The sequence below is a fragment of the Streptosporangium sp. NPDC053982 genome (assembly GCF_055585205.1).
In genome coordinates this window covers 155,044-173,291 of record NZ_JBVJKQ010000010.1, presented here as the reverse complement: position 1 = coordinate 173,291, position 18,248 = coordinate 155,044, and the positions used below count along the sequence as shown (strand labels likewise).

12 protein-coding genes are annotated in these 18,248 nt (G+C 73.0%); 2 read left to right on the top strand and 10 right to left on the bottom strand.

Annotated elements, in window-relative coordinates:
* Positions 1–47 precede the first annotated feature (47 nt).
* The 5 genes from ACZ6W9_RS19820 to metH form a co-directional block, all read right to left on the bottom strand.
* On the bottom strand, positions 48–1,826 hold the full coding sequence (locus ACZ6W9_RS19820) for an ABC transporter substrate-binding protein (protein WP_362937219.1): 1,779 nt from the start codon (positions 1,824–1,826) through the stop codon (positions 48–50).
* 68 nt (positions 1,827–1,894) lie between these two features.
* On the bottom strand, positions 1,895–2,905 hold the full coding sequence (locus ACZ6W9_RS19815; RefSeq protein ID WP_389970858.1) for an ABC transporter permease: 1,011 nt from the start codon (positions 2,903–2,905) through the stop codon (positions 1,895–1,897).
* Between the two features lie 261 nt (positions 2,906–3,166).
* On the bottom strand, positions 3,167–3,748 hold the full coding sequence (locus ACZ6W9_RS19810) for a cellulose synthase (RefSeq protein WP_470118966.1): 582 nt from the start codon (positions 3,746–3,748) through the stop codon (positions 3,167–3,169).
* A gap of 258 nt (positions 3,749–4,006) precedes the next feature.
* On the bottom strand, positions 4,007–4,657 hold the full coding sequence (locus tag ACZ6W9_RS19805; protein ID WP_470118964.1) for an HAD family hydrolase: 651 nt from the start codon (positions 4,655–4,657) through the stop codon (positions 4,007–4,009).
* 22 nt (positions 4,658–4,679) lie between these two features.
* Positions 4,680–8,144: a methionine synthase gene (gene metH, locus ACZ6W9_RS19800; RefSeq protein ID WP_389970867.1), complete on the bottom strand. Its 3,465-nt coding sequence runs from the start codon at positions 8,142–8,144 to the stop codon at positions 4,680–4,682.
* Positions 8,145–8,564: 420 nt separating this feature from the next.
* Here metH and ACZ6W9_RS19795 point away from each other — a divergent pair, with 420 nt between their 5' ends.
* On the top strand, positions 8,565–9,419 hold the full coding sequence (locus ACZ6W9_RS19795; RefSeq protein WP_362937204.1) for a PAC2 family protein: 855 nt from the start codon (positions 8,565–8,567) through the stop codon (positions 9,417–9,419).
* 285 nt (positions 9,420–9,704) lie between these two features.
* Positions 9,705–10,310 carry a hypothetical protein gene (locus tag ACZ6W9_RS19790; protein WP_470118961.1) on the top strand — a complete coding sequence of 202 codons (606 nt, stop codon included), beginning with the start codon at positions 9,705–9,707 and terminating at the stop codon, positions 10,308–10,310.
* A gap of 110 nt (positions 10,311–10,420) precedes the next feature.
* Here ACZ6W9_RS19790 and ACZ6W9_RS19785 read toward each other — a convergent pair whose 3' ends face one another.
* From ACZ6W9_RS19785 to ACZ6W9_RS19765, 5 genes are all read right to left on the bottom strand, one after another.
* The gene (locus ACZ6W9_RS19785) at positions 10,421–11,527 is read right to left on the bottom strand and encodes a uroporphyrinogen-III synthase (RefSeq protein WP_389968413.1); all 1,107 of its coding nucleotides are present in this window, start codon (positions 11,525–11,527) and stop codon (positions 10,421–10,423) included.
* A 152-nt stretch (positions 11,528–11,679) separates the two neighbouring features.
* Positions 11,680–12,093, bottom strand: a complete 414-nt coding sequence (gene nirD, locus ACZ6W9_RS19780) for a nitrite reductase small subunit NirD (protein WP_389968165.1) — start codon at positions 12,091–12,093, stop codon at positions 11,680–11,682.
* 92 nt (positions 12,094–12,185) lie between these two features.
* A complete protein-coding gene (gene nirB / locus ACZ6W9_RS19775) occupies positions 12,186–14,666 on the bottom strand; it encodes a nitrite reductase large subunit NirB (RefSeq protein WP_470118959.1) in 2,481 nt (826 codons plus the stop codon).
* Positions 14,663–16,141, bottom strand: coding sequence for an FAD-dependent oxidoreductase (locus ACZ6W9_RS19770; RefSeq protein WP_470118957.1), 1,479 nt, complete (start codon positions 16,139–16,141; stop codon positions 14,663–14,665). Before ACZ6W9_RS19770 ends, nirB begins: the two co-directional genes overlap by 4 nt.
* On the bottom strand, positions 16,138–18,147 hold the full coding sequence (locus tag ACZ6W9_RS19765) for a molybdopterin oxidoreductase family protein (protein WP_470119105.1): 2,010 nt from the start codon (positions 18,145–18,147) through the stop codon (positions 16,138–16,140). Before ACZ6W9_RS19765 ends, ACZ6W9_RS19770 begins: the two co-directional genes overlap by 4 nt.
* Between the last annotated feature and the right edge of the window lie 101 nt (positions 18,148–18,248).

Below are 18,248 nucleotides of genomic sequence, written 5' to 3'. Positions count from 1 at the left end.
GCACCGTGGCCTTCACCTGCCTTTGGTTGGCTAGAGAAGTACTACTACTACTGCTGCTTGACGCCGAGCCACGTGTAGTCGTACATGCCGTAGGCCGGGTGCACGTACACGTTGGTCAGGGTCGAGGGGCGGAAGAGGAGCGTCTTCTCGTAGACGAACGGCATGAACGCGGCCGACTCCATGACCTTCTTGTCGACCTCGGCCCAGATCTCGTTGCGGGCCGCCGTGTCGGTGGTCTGGATGCCCTTGTCGAGCAGCTCGTTCACGGTCGGGTCGTTCAGCTCCATCATGTTGTAGTTGCCGGAGTCCTTGATGAAGCGACCGTCGACGATCTGCGACAGGAAACCGAAGCCGGACGGCCAGTCGGAGCCCCAGCCGGCGATCATGATGCCCAGGTTGTTCTTGTGCACGAAGTCCGGCTTGCCGGCGTACTGCGAGCTCCAGTCACCCGAGGGGTACTTCTTGATCGTGGCCTTGATGCCGACCTTGTCGAGCGAGGCCTGCAGAGCCTCGGCGACCTGGACCTCCTTGACCCGGTCACCGCGGACCGCGATGTTGGTCTCGAAGCCGTTCGGCTGGCCGCAGGCCTTGAGGCTCTCCTGGGCCTTGGCCTTGTCGCCCTTGTGGTCCTGACCGTTGGGGAACAGGTCGAACGCCTTGTAGCCCACGGTGGTCGGGGTCATCGCGGTGCTGCCGATGTCACCGCCGAGCGGGCCGCCCCACGGCGCCTGGGTGGCGACCTTGTCGGTGATGTACTGCACGGCCTTGCGGCACTCGATGTTGTCGAACGGCTTGACCTTGGTCGACATCATCGCGTAGCGGTTGAACGGCGTGTACGGGTTGTCCGACGAGTTCTTCAGCTGCGGGTTGCTGACGATCTTGGCGCGGGCGGCGGGCTGGACGCCGGTGCCGCCCAGGTCGACGTGGAGCTGCCCGTTGATCAGGCGCTGGTCGATGTCGTCGGCGTTCTGCTTGTACTGGACCTCGATGCGGTCCGGCAGCTGCTTGCGGGTGGTGTCGGTGGAGGGGTCCCAGTTCTCGTTCTTGACGAGGGTCAGCTGCTTGCCGACGTCGTAGCTCTCGAACTTGTAGGGGCCGGTCGAGGCGACGTTCTTCTCGTAGTCGAGACCGTTGTCCTTGGCCTGCGGCACCGGAGCCGACTGCGGGTTGGCGACCAGGAAGTCGAACTCCGCGAACGGGGCCTTGAGCTTGAAGACGACGGTGGAGTCGTCGGGGGTCTCGACGCCCTTGAAGTCGTCGAGGTTCTTGTCCTTGTACGGGCCCTTGTAGTCACCGGCGTCGAGGTACTGGGCGAAGTACTTCGGGCCGTCGGTGAGCTCGGAGGTGAAGTTGCTGCGGGCGATGGCGTACTTGACGTCGGCGGCCTTGACCTCGGTGCCGTCGTCGTACTTGATGCCCTTCTTCAGCTTGTAGGTCCAGGTCTTGCCGTCGTCGCTGGCCTGACCGGGGCCCTCGGCGAGGTCGGGGACGAGCTTCAGTCCCTCCTCACCCGGGGCGGGCTGGTAGGTCATCAGCGGACGGGCGTACAGCCGCGAGAAGTTCCAGTTCCAGGCGTAGTAGGTGTTGCCCGGGTCCGTGGAGTCCGGCTCGTCGGTCAGCGCGAACTTGAGCGTGCCGCCCTTGGCGTCGGAGGCGTTGATGACCTTGGTGTAGCCATCGTTGAAGGCCGTGCCGGAGGCTCCGGTGCCCTGGTTGCCCGAGCCGGTGTTGTTGCCGCCGCCGCCGGCCGTGCCGCCGCAGGCGGCGAGACCCATGCTCAGCGTGGTACCCAGCGCGGCGAGCGCCAAGGCTTTGGTCTTCCTCATCGTGGTGGTACACCCCTTGTCGTGAAGTGGCGGTGGTGGAGACGGACGGGCGCGACGGTCGCTTCGCGCTACCTGGCTCGCGGGTCGAGGGCGTCCCGCAGCCCGTCGCCCAGGAGGTTGAAGGCCATCACGGTGATGAAGATCGCGAGGCCGGGGACGATCATGAAGTGCGGGGCGATCTGGTAGTAGTCGACCGCCCGGGTGAGCATGCCTCCCCAGGACGCCTGGGGCTCGTTCACACCCACGCCGAGGAACGACAGCGACGCCTCGAACATGATGTTGGTGGGGATGAGCAGCGTGGAGTAGACCAGGATCGGCGCCACGAGGTTCGGGAACACCTCGCGGAAGATGATGTAGCCGTTGCTCGCCCCCAGCGAGCGGGCGGCGTCGACGAACTCGCGCTCGCGCAGCGACAGCGTCTGGCCGCGCACGATGCGCGCGATGTAGGGCCAGCTGAAGAACCCGATGATGAACACGATCACCGCGAGGCGCAGCGTGTTGCCCTTCATGCCGATCGCCTGGTCGGGCAGCGCGCCGACGATGGCGATCGCGAACAGCAGCAGCGGGAAGGCCAGGAAGACGTCCATCAGCCGGCTGATGAACGTGTCGATCCAGCCGCCGAAGTAGCCGGCGAGCACGCCGAGCAGCGCGCCGATCACCACCGAGACGAGCGTGGCGAGGAAGGCGACCAGCAGCGAGATCTGGGCGCCGGACAGGATGCGGGCGAAGACGTCACGGCCGTTGACCGGCTCCAGGCCGAAGGGGTGCTCCAGGCTGATGCCGCCGAAGGCGCCCGTCGGCGCGCTGGTCATCGGGTCGATGAGGTCGTTGTTGGGGATGTTGGGCGAATCGCCGAAGAGGGCGATCAGTCCCCCGAAGGGGCGCTCGGCGAAGATCGCCACCAGGACGAGGAACACCACCACGACCGCGCCGGCGACGGCGGCCTTGTCACGCTTGAGACGGGTCCAGGCGATCTGGCCGAGCGAACGGCCTTCGATGGCCTTTCCGCCCGTCCCCTGGAGAACGGCCTCCGGCTGGGCCTCCAGGGCCTGCCCGGAGACGTCGAGCGGTGCGGTCATGCGTGTGGCCCCCTGGGTCCCAGACGACGTTGTCCGACGGGTGCGCCCGGGTGGGGTGCGCCCTCCTGCTGTTCGGAACCGTGCTCACGGTCCTGGACGCAGAATCTATGGGCTGATCTGCACAGACCAACCCCTGAGGGCGCTATGTGGCTCAACTGTGATTCATGCGCAATTCATTTGTTTTGATCATCGACCGAATGTCTGGAAGCCGTTCCGCTTCTGTCTCGGATTCGTGACATTGCACTGACAGGTAACTCAGTGTTAACCGATCCCACGTCGCTTGAGGATGTCCTCGATATCCGAGAAGTCGTCGTCGGAGGAGGCCGCGGGCTTCCCGGACCGCTTACCGGCGGGCTGCGCACCGGGCCGGGCCATGGGCTGGGTGCCGGACCCGGAGGCGGACCGGGCGGGATCGGCGGGCGCCGCCCCGGGGCGCGACAGCGGCCGGGTGCCCGAGGAGCCCCGTACGGCGCCGCCCCCGGCGGCCCCCGCTCCCCCGTCGGGCGACTCCGCCGCCCTCCCGGACCCGGCCGTCCGCAGCCGGCGGCCGCGCACCGCCCCGGTCACCACGAACAGCACGGCCGACAGCCCGGCCAGGGCCACCCCCGCCCACACCATGGGGTTGAGCACCGCGCCGGTGACGAACCCGACGATCGCCGTGCCGATCTGCCAGACGGTGGGCAGGGCGCCCGTCAGGTAGGCCGCCAGCGGCAGCAGCGACCAGGCCACCCCCCGCAGCCCGGACAGCGCTCCCGCGCGGCGCATCCGCAGGAAGCTGAGCAGCAACCCCACCCCGGTCAACCCGGCGCAGAGCGGCAACCACGCGATCTGGTCGAACGACATAGCGGACCGTCCCTCGTATCGGCGTACCCGTCCTCCATCCTGGCACGCGGAATCGCGAGGGTTCCTCCTCCCCTGGGAGGGACGGTCCCCTAGGGGACGGATCCGGGGGCGGCGGCGGCCTCTCGGGGATGTCCCCGGGTCGGCGGACCGCTTCGAGGACCGGGCGCCTCCCGGGGCCGCGGGCCTTCCGAAGGCGAGGCCGGGGGGCCGGGGGCCAGGGGGGACGCGCGGCCGGCCCTCTGAGGGGGCCGGCCCGGGTCAGGCGGCGCCGACGACGTGCGCCCGGAGCACCTCGACGTCGACCTCGCGCAGGGAGGCCACGACCAGGCGGCCGGGAGCCGGGGGGATCGGCAGCACGCTGGGCACGGCCACCACCCGGCAGCCGGCGGCGGTCGCCGCGTTCACGCCGTTCGGCGAGTCCTCCAGGGCGACGCACCGGGCCGCGGCCACCCCCAGCAGGCGGACGGCCGTGAGGTACGGCTCCGGGTCCGGCTTGGTCCGCGCCACGTCGTCACCGGTCACCACGCGGTCGAAGTGGTGACGGCCGATGGAGGCCAGACAGGCGTCGGCGATCGGCCGGACCGAGGAGGTAACCAGGGCCGTGGGCAGGCCGGCCCGCCGTACGGACGTCAGCAGCCCGGCGGCGCCCGGCATCATCTCCACTCCGGCGGACAGCCGGCGGGTCATGCCCTCCAGCATCCACGCCTCCACATGGGCCGGGTCGGCGGCCGACCCGGTGACCCGGAGCATGTAGTCCACGGCGGCCGGCATGGAGCCTCCCACCAGGTGCCGCTGGTCGGCGGGACCCCACTCGCCGCCGAGCCGCGCCATCACCTCGCTCTCGACCTCGAACCACACCTTCTCGCTGTCCACGAGAAGCCCGTCCATGTCGAACAGAACCGCGTCCATATAACGGTGGAACCCCTGACGGTCAGACGTTGAAGTAGTTGGCCTCGGGATGGTGGGCCACGAGCGCGGAGGTCGACTGCTCGGGGTGCAGCTGGAACTCCTCCGACAGGCTCACCCCGATCCGCCCGGGGTCCAGCAGCCCGGTGAGCTGCACCTGGTCCTCCAGGTTGGGGCAGGCGGGGTAGCCGAAGGAGTAACGGCAGCCGGTGACGTCGACCTTCAGCATGGCCTCCAGCGACTCGTCGCCGCCGATGCCGAGCTCGGCGCGGACCCGGGCGTGCCAGTACTCGGCCAGCGCCTCGGTGAGCTGCACCGACAGGCCGTGCAGCTCCAGGTAGTCGCGGTAGGCGTCCTTGGCGAACAGCTCGGCGGTGGCCTCGGCGATCCGGCTTCCCATCGTGACGATCTGGAAGGCGACCACGTCGGTCTCGCCGGACTCCCGGGGGCGGAAGAAGTCCGACAGGCACAGGTGCCGGTCGCGCCGCTGGCGCGGAAAGGTGAACCTGGTCCGCTCGCGGCCCGCGTCGTCCAGGATCACCAGGGAGTCGCCCTCGCTGACGCACGGGAAGTAGCCGTAGACGACCGCCGCCTCCAGCAGCCCCTCGGTCTGCATCCGGTCCAGCCACATCCGCAGGCGCGGCCGCCCCTGGGTCTCGACCAACTCCTCGTAGGAGGGGCCCGCGCCGCCGCGGGCGGCCTTGAGGCCCCACTGGCCCATGAACGTCGCCCGCTCGTCCAGGAACGCGGCGTAGTCGGCGAGCGGGATGCCCTTGACCACGCGGTCGCCGTGGAAGGGCGCGGCCGGCACGGGGTTGGCGGTGCTCACGTCGGAGCGGGCGGGCAGCTCCTCCTCCGGGGTGCGCCTCAGGGTCGCGCCGGTCCTCACCCGCCGCTCCCGCAGCGGCGGCAGGGCCGCGCCGTCCTCGCCGCGCTTGACCGCCATGAAGGCGTCCATCAGCCGCAGCCCCTCGAAGGCGTCGCGGGCGTAGCGGACCTCGCCCTCGAACCGCCCGGCGAGGTCCTGCTCGACGTAGGCGCGGGTCAGCGCGGCGCCGCCGAGCAGCACCGGGTACCTGCCGGCCAGCCCCCGGGAGTTCATCTCCTCGAGGTTCTCCTTCATCACGACCGTGGACTTCACCAGCAGCCCGGACATGCCGATCACGTCGGCCCGCTGCTCCTCGGCGGCCTCGAGGATCGCCGACACCGGCTGCTTGATGCCGAGGTTGACGACCTCGTAACCGTTGTTGGACAGGATGATGTCCACCAGGTTCTTGCCGATGTCGTGCACGTCTCCCTTGACGGTGGCCAGCACGATGCGGCCCTTGGTCTCGCCCTCGACGCGGTCCATGTGCGGCTCCAGGTAGGCCACGGCGGCCTTCATCACCTCGGCCGACTGCAGCACGAACGGCAGCTGCATCTGCCCGGAGCCGAACAGCTCGCCGACGGTCCTCATGCCGTCGAGCAGCACGTCGTTGACGATCTCCAGGGCGGGGCGCCGGGTGAGCGCCTCGTCGAGGTCGGCCTCCAGGCCCTTGCGCTCACCGTCGACGATGCGGCGCCTGAGCCGCTCCCACAGCGGCAGCGCGGCCAGCTCCTCGGCCCGGCCCGCCTTCACCGCGGCGGCGTCGACGCCCTCGAACAGCTCCATGAACCGCTGCAGCGGATCGTAGCCCTCGCGCCGGCGGTCGTAGATCATGTCCAGGGCGACCTGGCGCTGCTCGTCGGGGATCCGGGCCATCGGCAGGATCTTGGAGGCGTGCACGATCGCCGAGTCGAGGCCGGCGTTGACGCACTCGTTGAGGAAGACGCTGTTGAGGACGACCCGCGCGGCCGGGTTGAGGCCGAAGGAGATGTTGGACAGCCCGAGGACCGTCTGCACGCCCGGGTGGCGGCGCTTGATCTCGCGGATCGCCTCGATCGTCTCGGCGCCGTCGCGGCGGGTCTCCTCCTGGCCGGTGGCGATGGGGAAGGTGAGGGCGTCGATGACGATGTCCTCGACCCTCATCCCCCAGCCGGCGGTGAGGTCGCCGATGAGGCGGTCGGCGATCCCGGTCTTCCACTCGGCGGTGCGGGCCTGACCCTCCTCGTCGATGGTCAGCGCCATGACGGCGGCGCCGTGCTCGCGGACCAGCCGCATGATCCTGGTGAAGCGGGAGTCGGGGCCGTCGCCGTCCTCGTAGTTGACCGAGTTGACGATCGCGCGGCCGCCGAGCGCCTCCAGCCCGGCCTCCAGCACGGCGGGCTCGGTGGAGTCGAGCACGATGGGCAGCGTGGAGGCGGTGGCGAAGCGGAACGCCAGCTCCCGCATGTCGGCCACGCCGTCGCGGCCGACGTAGTCGACGCACAGGTCGAGCATGTGCGCGCCGTCGCGGGCCTGGGCGCGGGCGATCTCGACGCACTCCTCCCAGTCCCCGGCGAGCATCGCCTCCCGGAACGCCTTGGAGCCGTTGGCGTTGGTGCGCTCGCCGATGGCGAGGTAGGAGGTGTCCTGCCGGAAGGGGACGGTCTGGTAGAGGGAGGCGGCGCCGGGCTCGGGGTGCGGGCGCCGCGCCGCGACCTCGCGGCCGCGCACCCGCTCGACCACCCGGCGCAGATGCTCGGGGGTGGTGCCGCAGCAGCCGCCGACCAGCGACAGACCGAAGTCGCGGACGAAGTGGTCGTGGGCGGCGGCCAGCTCGTCGGGGGTGAGGGGGTAGTGGGCGCCGTCGGCGGTCAGCACCGGCAGCCCGGCGTTGGGCATGCAGGACAGCCGCACCCGGGCGTGACGCGCGAGGTGGCGCAGGTGCTCGCTCATCTCCGCCGGGCCGGTGGCGCAGTTCAGGCCGATGACGTCGACGCCGAGCGGCTCGATGGACGTCAGCGCCGCGCCGATCTCCGAGCCGAGCAGCATCGCGCCGTTGGTCTCGATCGTCACCTGGGCGATGACCGGCACGTCACGGCCGGCCTCGGCGATGGCCCGCCGCGCGCCGACGACGGCGGCCTTGACCTGGAGGAGGTCCTGGGCGGTCTCGATGATCAGCGCGTCGGCGCCGCCGGCGATCAGGCCGGCCGCGTTCGCCTGGTAGGCGTCGCGCAGCTCGCCGTACGGCTTGTGCCCGAGGGTGGGCAGCTTGGTGCCCGGGCCGATGGAGCCGAGGACGAAGCGGGGGTGGTCAGGGGTGGACCAGGCGTCCGCGGCCTCCCGGGCGACGCGGGCCCCGGCCTCGGAGTACTCGTGGACCCGGTCGGCGATGTCGTACTCGCCCAGCGCGCTGAGGTTCGCGCCGAAGGTGTTGGTCTCGACGCAGTCGACGCCGACCTCGAAGTACGCCTCGTGCACGGCGCGGACGATGTCGGGGCGGGTGACGTTGAGGACCTCGTTGCAGCCCTCGTGGCCCTCGAAGTCGTCGAGGCCGACGTCGTGGGCCTGGAGCATCGTCCCCATGGCCCCGTCGGCGACCATCACGCGCTGGGACAGGACGTCACGGAAGGACGGGATGCTCGTCATGGCCCCAAGGGTACTAATCGATCCGACCTCGGTCGTTCACGACGGCGTCCGGATGCTGACATCGAAATGACCGGATGCTGAACCCCGCGCGCCGGGCGCCCTCCCCCCGGAGCTCCCGGAGGGGCCCCGGGAGCCGTCGCGGGCGGGGGCCGGAGCCGTCGCGGGGAGGCCCCGGGCCGGCCCCGCCCCGGCCGGCGGGAGACCGGGGCCGCCGCGGCGGACCGGCCGGGCGACCCCGCCCGGACGAGGTACGCGAGCCCCGGCACAGCGGGGGAAGCGGCCCGTGTCCTGGGAATTCGGTGATGGCCACCGCACCGCATAGGCTTATCCGGTAGACGGCCACGGCTGGGTCCTGTTTCGTGGATCCTCGCCGTGGCGAGGATCCACGAAACAGGACCTGGGCGAGGAAGGAGGCCGCGCGTGATCGAACTCGAAGGTCTACCCAAGCTCGTCGACCCGGTGCTCATCGCCGCGTTCGAGGGGTGGAACGACGCGGGCGAGGCCTCGAGCGGAGTGATCGCGCATCTCGAGAACGAGTGGAAGGCCACACCGCTGGTCTCCTTCGACCCCGAGGACTACTACGACTTCCAGGTCACCCGCCCGATCGTGGAGATGGGCGACGGGCTGACCAGGTCGATCACCTGGCCGACCACCCGGCTGCTGGTGGCCCGGCCGCCGGGGGCCGACCGCGACGTCGTACTGCTGCGCGGCATCGAGCCCAACATGCGCTGGCGCACGTTCTGCCAGGAGATCACCGATGTCTGCCGTCACGTGGGGGTGGAGCTGGCGGTGCTGCTCGGCGCGCTGCTCAACGACTCCCCGCACACCCGGCCGGTGCCGATCGTGGGCTCGGCGAGCGACGAGGACCTGGCGCGGGCGATCAACCTGGAGCTGAGCCGCTACGAGGGGCCGACCGGCGTCGTCGGCGTGCTCCAGCACATCCTGGGGGAATCCGGGATACCCGCGGTCTCGCTGTGGGCGTCGGTGCCGCACTACGTCGCCCAGCCGCCCAACCCCAAGGCCACCCTGGCGCTGCTGCGCCGCATGGAGGACCTGCTCGACATCCCGATGCCGCTGGGTGAACTGGCCGAGGAGTCCAGGGCGTGGGAGCACGGCGTGGACGAGCTGGCCTCCCAGGACAGCGAGGTGGCCGAGTACGTCAAGGAGCTGGAGGAGCGCAAGGACGCCGCGGAGCTGCCCGAGGCCAGCGGCGACGCCATCGCCGCCGAGTTCGAGCGTTACCTGCGCCGCCGCGACCGCGACGGCGACGGCTGAGACCCCGGGAGCGGACACGGCCCCGGGCTGCGGCCCGGGCCTGCGGGCCCCGCCCCTCCCGGGCGTCCCTGGGAGAACACTCAGCGCATCGTTACCGTTACTCCATCCCCGGCGCCTCCACGCGGGTCCATAATCGGCCCCACCCGGTTCGGCTGCGGACCGTCCGCCGGGTGACCGCTGTGTAACGATCAGACGACCCGGAGGGACACAGCTCCGTGAACTCCGGTGAACGACCCCTCCCCCACGCCGCACATTGTCCGGGTGACTGCGCACGTTAGGGCAACCATGGCGACTCCCCAGCTCGACCCCCGTCGGCTCGACCCCTACCAGAAGGCCCAGGAGACGCGGCGCCGCGTCCTCGAGCTGGCCGGGCTGATGAAACGCGAGGACGGCGAGAACGCCGCCTCCTCCCCCCGCGCGGGCGGCGCCGCCCCCGGCCAGGCGGTCGACATGTTCCTCGCCCTGCTGCAGGACCGGCTGCCGGTATGGCTGCGCATCCTCGACGACCTGGCGCACCTGGTCGGCCGGGGCGAGGTCGGCGGCAACCTGCTGCCCGTCGCGCGGGCCGGCATCGACTACTACGTCGAGGTGCAGTCGGCGGCGCTGCCGGTCTTCAGCTCCCCCTCCGTCACGGTGCGCTTCCGCGAGGCGCTGCGCGACTCCACGCTGGGGCCGATGGCGGAGGTGGTGCCGCTGACCGCCTACCTCGCGGCCGAGCAGCGCGCGGGCCGGATCTCCTCCGGTGTGGACCCGATCGCCAGCGCGCGCCTGCTGCTGGCCGGGTGCTTCCGCCACGCCTACTACGAGATGCTCGTCGGCGCCGACCTGCTGCCCTCGCGCGACGCCGCGGCCGGGGAGATCGTCCGGGAGCTGAGGCTGGACCCGTCCTGAGGCCGCCCGCTCCGGCGGTCCCGCCCGGCCGGGGTACGGCGCGAGCCCCCGGCGCCGCCCCCGCCGCCCCCGCCGTCCGGCGCCGCGGCCTCGGAGGGGGCGGAGCGGCGTCAGGCGGCGCGGTCGCAGGCCAGGCGGTAGCCGCGCTTGATGACCGTCTCGACGATGCCGGACCGGCCCAGCGCCCGGCGCAGCCTGGTGACGGCCATCTCGACGGCGTGCTCGGCGGAGTCGCGGGACGTGGCGCCGGGCAGCACGGTGCGCAGCTCCGAGCGGGCCACCACGTGGCCCGGTTTGACGGCCAGGCGCTTGAGCACCGCCATCGGGGCGGGCGGCAGCGTCCGCAGGCCGCCGTCCACGGCGACGGCGTGCCCGCGGATCTCCAGCTCGCAGCCGGCGGCGACCAGGCGGGTGACGCCGTGCTCGGGCAGGTGCCGGGCGAGGGCGCGGGCCAGCGCACCCAGCCGGGGCCGCTCCGGGCACACCACCGGCACGCCCCTGGCCAGGAGGGGTCCGGCGGTGACCTGGCCCACGCAGGCCGCGACGACCGGGCCGGCGAACGCGGCGACGAGCGCCTCCTCCAGTCCCTCGGCGCGGGCCGCGGCGAGCATGGCCAGCACGGCGGGGGCGCTGGTGAAGGCCACCGCGTCCACCGCCCCGGTGACCGTCTGGCTGATCAGCCGGCGCAGGGGCGAGGGGTCGCGGTACGGCAGCCAGCGGTAGACCGGCACCTCGACGACCTCCGCCCCGGCCGCGCGCAGCTCCGCCACGAAGCCGGTCAGCGGCTCGCCGTGCAGCTGCACGGCGACACGGCGTCCGGTGAGGTCCTGGGTGAGGAGGTGGCGTTTGATCTCCTCGCACGACTCGGAGGGCGCCGTCCAGTGGTCGTCCAGCCCGGCGGCCCGGACCGCGCCGCGCGCCTTGGGACCGCGGGTCAGCAGCCGGGCGCGGGTCAGGTGGTCCGCCAGGTCGCCCGACAGCCCCCAGCCCTCGGCGGCGGCCATCCAGCCCCGGAAGCCGACACCGGTGGTGATCACCACGTCGTCGATCGGGCCGGACAGGGCCTCCCGGGTCGCGGCCAGCAGGTCGGCGTCCTCCTCCAGGGGGACGAGCCGGATCGCCGGGGCCCGCACGACCCGCGCGCCGCGCCGTTCCAGCAGGGCGCAGAACTCCTCGCGCCGCCGGGTCGCGGTGACCCCGACGGTGAACCCGGCCAGCGCGTCGGGCGCGGTCTCGGGGGAGGTGACGGTGCGGCCCCCGGGTGTCCCTCCCCGGCCCGGGGCGTGCTCCGCGTCCGTCCCCGCTCCGAGGGCGTCGTGCTCCGTTCCCGCCCCGGTCCCGGCGTGTCCCGGGGTCACCGCGGTCCCGGTCACGGAGCGCTCACCTCCACCGCGCCGTCCGCGAGCCGTACCGGATAGGTCGGCACGGTCACCGCCGGGTCGTCGAGGCAGACCCCGGTGACCAGGGAGAACGCCTGCCGGTGCATGGGCGAGATCACGACGGGCGAGCCGCCGCGGGTGCCGACGATCCCACGGGAGAGGACCTGGGCGCCGCTGAACGGGTCGTGGTTGCCGATCGCGAACAGCTCGCCGTCGAAGGTCCGGAACAGCGCGATCTGGTGGCGGCCGACGAGCGCGCACACCCCGCGTTCGGGCAGCAGGTCGGTGTAGGCGCACACCGGCGTCCAGCGGGGCGCCGCGTCCTCCCCCGACGGGGCCGCGGGCGGGGTCCCGGACGGGGCGGCGGGCGGAACGGCGGACGGCGTCTCGTGCAGAACGGTCATCGGCTGACCTCTCCTTCGGTTCGGACGGATCTTCCGGGGCGGCGGCCCGGCGCCGGAGGCGGAGGCGGGGCGGCGCGGTGTCGGGCGCGATGTCAGGAGCGGACCGCCTCCAGCGGGATGAGGACGGGCTTGATCTGGTCGCGTTCGGGCTCGAAGGCGATCGACGGGTCGGGGGTCTGCGGGGCGTTGACGAAGGAGACGAAGCGCCGCAGCTTGTCCGGGTCGTCGAGGACGGCGCGCCACTCGTCGGCGTAGGAGGCGACGTGCCGCTCCATCTGGGCGTCGAGGTCGGCGCAGATGCCGAGGGAGTCCTCCAGGACGACCCGCCTGACGTGGTCGAGGCCCTGCTGCTCCAGCCACGCCGAGGTGCGCTGGAGCCGGTCGGCGGTGCGGACGTAGAACATCAGGAACCGGTCGACGACGCGGACGAGCCCCTCGGTGTCCAGGTCGGCGGCGAACAGGTCCGCGTGGCGGGGGGAGAACCCGCCGTTGCCGCCGACGTAGAGGTTCCAGCCCTTCTCGGTGGCGATGATCCCGAAGTCCTTGCTCCGGGCCTCGGCGCACTCGCGGGCGCAGCCGGAGACGGCCGACTTGATCTTGTGTGGTGAGCGCAGGCCCCGGTAGCGCAGCTCCAGGGCGATGGCCAGGGCCGCCGAGTCCTGCACGCCGTAGCGGCACCAGGTGGAGCCGACGCACGACTTCACCGTGCGCAGCGCCTTGCCGTACGCGTGGCCGGACTCGAAGCCGGCGTCGACCAGGCGCCGCCAGATGAGCGGGAGCTGCTCGACCCGGGCGCCCAGCAGGTCGATCCGCTGCCCGCCGGTGATCTTGGTGTAGAGGCCGAAGTCGCGGGCCACCTCGCCGATCACGATCAGTCTCTCGGGGGTGATCTCCCCTCCGGGGACGCGGGGCACCACCGAGTAGGTGCCGTTGCGCTGGATGTTGGCCAGGAAGTGGTCGTTGGTGTCCTGCAGGGCGGCCTGCTCGCCGTCGAGGATGTGGCCGCCGCCGAGCGAGGCGAGGATCGAGGCGACGGCGGGCTTGCAGACGTCGCAGCCGCGGCCGGTGCCGTGCTCGGCGATGAGCCGGGAGAAGGTGGTGATGCCGCGCACCCTCACGATGTCGAACAGCTCGGCCCGGCTGTGCGTGAAGTGCTCGCACAGGGCGGTGGAGATCTCGACGCCCGCCCCGGCCAGGATCTTCCGCAGCGCCGGGACGCAGCTGCCGCAGGTCGTCCCGGCGCGGGTGCAGGACTTGACGCCCGCGACGTCGGTGAGCCCCTCCTCGGCGATGGCGGCGCGGACCCGCCCGGCGGTGACGTTGTTGCAGGAGCAGACCTGCGCGTCGTCGGGGACGTCGATGTCGGCCGGGCCGCCGGTGAACAGCAGCTCGCCCGGCGCGGCCGGCAGGTCGCGGCCGACGAAGGGCCGCAGCGTGTCGTACGGCGCGGCGTCGCCGACGCAGACGCCGCCGAGGAGGGTGCGGGCGTCGTCGCTGACCAGGAGCTTCTGGTAGACGCCGCCGACGGGGTCCATGAAGGTGACGTCCAGCGCGCCCTCGGCGGCGCCGAACTGGGCGACCTCCACGCCGAGCAGTTTGAGCTTGGTGGAGGTGTCGGCCCTGGCGAAGGCCGCCTCGCCGCCGAGGACGCGGTCGGCGGCCACCTCGGCCATCGTGAAGCACGGCCCGGCCAGGCCGTAGACGACGCCGTCGTGCAGGGCGCACTCGCCGACGGCGTAGATCGCGGGGTCGGAGGTGCGCATGCCGTCGTCGACGACGACGCCGCCGCGCTCGCCGACCGCCAGGCCGGCCCGCCGGGCCAGCTCGTCACGCGGCCGGACGCCCGCCGAGAAGACCACCACCTGGGCCTCGATCGTCTCGCCGCCGGAGGTGACGAGACCGGCGACCCGCCCGTCCGGCCCGGCGACGACCTCCTGGACGCCGGTCCCGGTGTGGACGGCCAGGCCCAGCGCCTCGATGTGGCGGCGCAGCACGGCGCCGCCGCCCTCGTCGACCTGCCGGGGCATGAGCCGGCCGGCCATCTCCACGACGTGGGTGGTCAGGCCGAGGCCGCGCAGCGCGTCGGCGGCCTCCAGCCCCAGCAGACCGCCGCCGACGACCACCCCGGCGCGGGCGCCGGCGCAGGCGGCCCTGATCGCGTCCAGGTCGTCGATCGTCCGGTAGGTGAAGCAGCCGGGCAGGTCGCGGCCGGCGACCGGCGGGACGAAGGGGCTGGAGCCGGTGGCCAGCACCAGCGTGTCGTACGGCTCGGCGCGGCCGTCGGCGGTGGTCACCGTGCGGGCGTCCCGGTCGATCCCGGTGACCGGGTGGCCGAGCCGCAGCTCGACGCCCTCGGGCACCGGGTAGGTGAGGTCCTCGGCGCTGCGGCCGGACAGGTAGGAGGTCAGCGCCACCCGGTCGTAGGCGGCTCTCGGCTCCTCGCCCAGCACCGTGACGCGCCCGGCGAAGCCGCCGGCGGCCAGCGCCTCGGTCAGACGCGCGGCGGCCGGGCCGTGTCCCACCACGACGAGCCTGGTCCCGGCTCCGGCGGGGAGATGGTCGGAAGATCTCATGCGGGTATGCCCTCCTGCTCGCACAACCAGCCGACGATGCCCTCCACGGCGTCGCGGCAGCTTCCGCAGCCGGTCGTGGCGCGGGTCGCGGCGACGACCGCCGCGACGTCCCTCGCGCCCGACTCCCAGCAGCTCCGGATCTGTCCCTTGGTGACGTTGTTGCACTGGCAGACGCGCGCGGCGTCCGGCATCCGGACCGGGCTGTCGGCCTCGGTGCCGCCGTCGAGGCCCGGGAACAGCAGCCCGGCCCGGTTCGCGGGCAGCGGGCCTCCGTGGTCGAACATCCGGGTGACGGTGCCCACCGCGGGCGTCTCGCCGAGGAGGATCGCGCCGACCAGTCGGCCGTCGCGGATGACGAGCTTGCGGTAGGCGCCCCGGGCCCGGTGGCTGAACCGCACGATCTCGGCCTCGTCCTCGGTCAGGTGGGTCTCGCCCATCGCCGCCAGTTCCACGCCGCGCGCCTTGAGCCGCGTCACCAGCCGCGAGCCGCGGTAGCGGGCGGTCTTGTCCGCGGCGGTCACCAGGTCGGCGACCACGGCCGCCTGCTCCCAGGCGGGCGCGACCAGGCCGTAGACCGTGCCGTCGTGCTCGGCGCACTCGCCGATCGCGAAGACCGACGGGTCGCCGGTGCGCATCTCGTCGTCCACGACGACGCCGCGGGCCACCGCGAGCCCGGCGTCCCGGGCCAGCCGGGTCACCGGCCGCACGCCGCAGGCGAGGACCACCAGGTCGGCCTCGACGACCTCCTCCCCGAGCTCCGCGGGCTCCGCGAGCTCCCCGGCCTCCCCGGGCCCGGACGTCCCGGCTCCGGGCGCCCCCGGACCGGCGGTGAGCCGTACGCCGCCGTCGAGGATCTCCCGGACGGTCACGCCGGTACGGATCTCCACGCCCAGTCCGGCGAGGCTCTCGCCCAGCACCAGCCCGGCCTCGGCGTCGAGCTGGCGCTCCATCAGATGGCCGGCCAGGTGCAGCAGCGTCACCGGCAGCCCGCGCCCGGCCAGGCCGCGGGCGGCCTCCACGCCGAGCAGGCCGCCGCCGACGACCACCGCGCGCCGCGCCGTACCGGCCGCGTCGAGGATCGCCTCGCAGTCACCCAGCGTCCGGAACGCCACGGCCCGCTCCGCGCCGGGCAGCGGCGGCACCACGGCCTCGCTGCCGGTGGCCAGCACGAGCACGTCGTACGGCTCGCGACGGCCGCAGGCGGTCCGCACCTCCTGGGCCTCCCGGTCGATCCCGGTCACCTCGACGCCGGGCAGGGCCGTCACCCCGTGGTCGGCGTACCACTCCGCGTCCAGCAGCCGCACCTGGCCGGGCGTCATCGTCCCGGCCAGCACGTTCGACAGCAACGCCCGGTTGTAGGGCCGCCCGGTCTCGGCGCCGAACACGGTGATCCGGATGTGCGGGTCGCGGGCGCGGACCTCGCTCACCAGGCGCGCGCCGGCCATCCCGTTGCCCACCACCACCAGCCGGGTCACGCGGCACGCTCCAGGCGGACCGCGCAGACCTTGAACTCCGGCATCCGCGACACCGGGTCCAGCGCCGGGTTGGTGAGGAGGTTCGCCCCCGCCCAGTGGAACGGCATGAACACCGTGTCCGGGCGGATCGCCGGGCTGACCCTGGCCACCGCCTCGGCCGTCCCCCGGCGGCCGACCACCCGCACCCGGTCTCCGGACTCCACCTCCAGCCGCTCGGCGAGGTCGGGGTGCAGCTCCACGAAGACCTCCGGGGCCGCCTCGTTCAGCGCGGCGATCCGCCTGGTCTGGGCGCCGCTCTGGTAGTGCGCCAGCACCCGGCCGGTCGTCAGGTACAGCGGGTGGTCGTCGTCGACGTCCTCCTCGGGCGGGCGGTGCTCGACCGGCGTGAACCTGGCGCGGCCGTCGGGGGTGGCGAAACGGTCCAGGAACGGCCGGGGCGTGCCCGGGTGGGCGGTGTCCGGGCAGGGCCAGAACACGCCCGTCTCCGCGGCGATCCGCTCGTAGGTGATGCCGGAGTAGTCGGCGATCCCCCCGGCGGAGGCCCGCCGCAGCTCGTCGAAGACCTCGCGCGGCTCGGCGGGGAAGCCCTCCGGGCCGCGCAGCCGGGCCGCCAGGCCCCCGAGGATCTCCAGGTCGCCGCGGACCCCGGACGGCGGAGCGACGGCCCTGCGGCGCAGCAGCACCCGGCCCTCCAGATTGGTCATCGTGCCGTCCTCCTCGGCCCACTGGGTGCTCGGCAGCACGACGTCGGCCATCGCCGCCGTCTCGGACAGGACGAAGTCGGAGACGACGAGCAGGTCCAGTGAGGCGAGCCGCTCGGTGACGCGCCCGGCGTCGGGTGCCGAGATCACCGGGTTGGAGCCGAACAGCAGCAGCGCCCGGGGGCCCGCGGCGGTGCCGAGGGCGTCCAGCAGCTCGTAGGCGGACCGGCCGGGATCGGGCAGCTCGGCGGGGTCGATCCCCCACACCGCGGCCACGTGGGCGCGGGCGGCGGGGTCGTCGATCCTGCGGTAGCCCGGGAGCTGGTCGGCCTTCTGGCCGTGCTCACGGCCGCCCTGGCCGTTGCCCTGGCCGGTGACGCAGCCGTAGCCGGATCCCTCGCGGCCGGGCAGCCCGAGGGCGAGGGCGAGGTTGATGAACGCGCTGACGGTGTCGGTGCCCTTGGCGTGCTGCTCGGCGCCGCGGCCGGTGAGGACCATCGCCCGGCGGGCGTCGCCGAGGATCGCCGCGGCCTGGCGCATGCGGGCGACGGGCACGCCGGTGATCCTCTCCACCCGCTCGGGCCACCAGGCGGCGGCCGAGGCGCTCACCCGCTCGAACCCGGTGGTGCGGGCGGCGACGTACGCCTCGTCCACGTGCCCCTCGGTGATCACGAGGTGCAGCAGGCCCATGGCCAGCGCCAGGTCGGTGCCGGGGACCGGCTGCAGGTGCAGGTCGGCCCGCCGGGCGGTGGCGGTGGCCCGGGGATCGATGACGATGAGCCGGCCGCCCCGCTCCTGCATCGCGGTCAGGTGCCGCATGAACGGCGGCATGGTCTCGGCCATGTTGCCGCCGGCGACGAGGATCGCGTCGGCCTCGGCCAGGTCGGTGATCGGGAACGGCAGGCCGCGGTCCATGCCGAAGGCCCGGTTGGAGGCCGCGGCGGCCGAGGACATGCAGAACCGGCCGTTGTAGTCGATCTGGCTGGTGCGCAGCACCATCCGGGCGAACTTGCCGAGCTGGTAGGCCTTCTCGTTGGTGAGCCCCCCGCCGCCGAACACGGCCACGCCGTCGGGGCCGTGTTCCGCCTGCACCGCGCGGATCCGCGCCGCGACGGTGTCGAGCGCCTCCTCCCAGGTCGCGGGCCGGCCGTCCACGAGCGGGGTGGTGAGGCGGCGGTCGCGGCCCAGCAGCTCCCCGGCGGTCCAGCCCTTCTGGCACAGCCCGCCGGCGTTCGCCGGGATGTCGTGCCTCGGGGTGATCGTCACGACCGGCCCTTCGGCTCCCCCGGTTCCGGCGACGTCCATGCCGCACTGCAAGGCGCAGTACGGACAGTGCGTCGGGGTGCTCACGGCGACGCTGCGCGTCGCGGCTCGGGGGCTCTTGAACCGGTGTCTTCCCTCGTCAC

Coding starts and splice junctions, on each gene's coding strand:
- ACZ6W9_RS19820 (WP_362937219.1), bottom strand. CDS start 1,826: ATGAGGAAGACCAAAGCCTTGGCGCTCGCCGCGCTGGGTACCACGCTG.
- ACZ6W9_RS19815 (WP_389970858.1), bottom strand. CDS start 2,905: ATGACCGCACCGCTCGACGTCTCCGGGCAGGCCCTGGAGGCCCAGCCG.
- ACZ6W9_RS19810 (WP_470118966.1), bottom strand. CDS start 3,748: ATGTCGTTCGACCAGATCGCGTGGTTGCCGCTCTGCGCCGGGTTGACC.
- ACZ6W9_RS19805 (WP_470118964.1), bottom strand. CDS start 4,657: ATGGACGCGGTTCTGTTCGACATGGACGGGCTTCTCGTGGACAGCGAG.
- metH (WP_389970867.1), bottom strand. CDS start 8,144: ATGACGAGCATCCCGTCCTTCCGTGACGTCCTGTCCCAGCGCGTGATG.
- ACZ6W9_RS19790 (WP_470118961.1), top strand. CDS start 9,705: ATGGCGACTCCCCAGCTCGACCCCCGTCGGCTCGACCCCTACCAGAAG.
- nirD (WP_389968165.1), bottom strand. CDS start 12,093: ATGACCGTTCTGCACGAGACGCCGTCCGCCGTTCCGCCCGCCGCCCCG.
- nirB (WP_470118959.1), bottom strand. CDS start 14,666: ATGAGATCTTCCGACCATCTCCCCGCCGGAGCCGGGACCAGGCTCGTC.
- ACZ6W9_RS19765 (WP_470119105.1), bottom strand. CDS start 18,147: ATGGACGTCGCCGGAACCGGGGGAGCCGAAGGGCCGGTCGTGACGATC.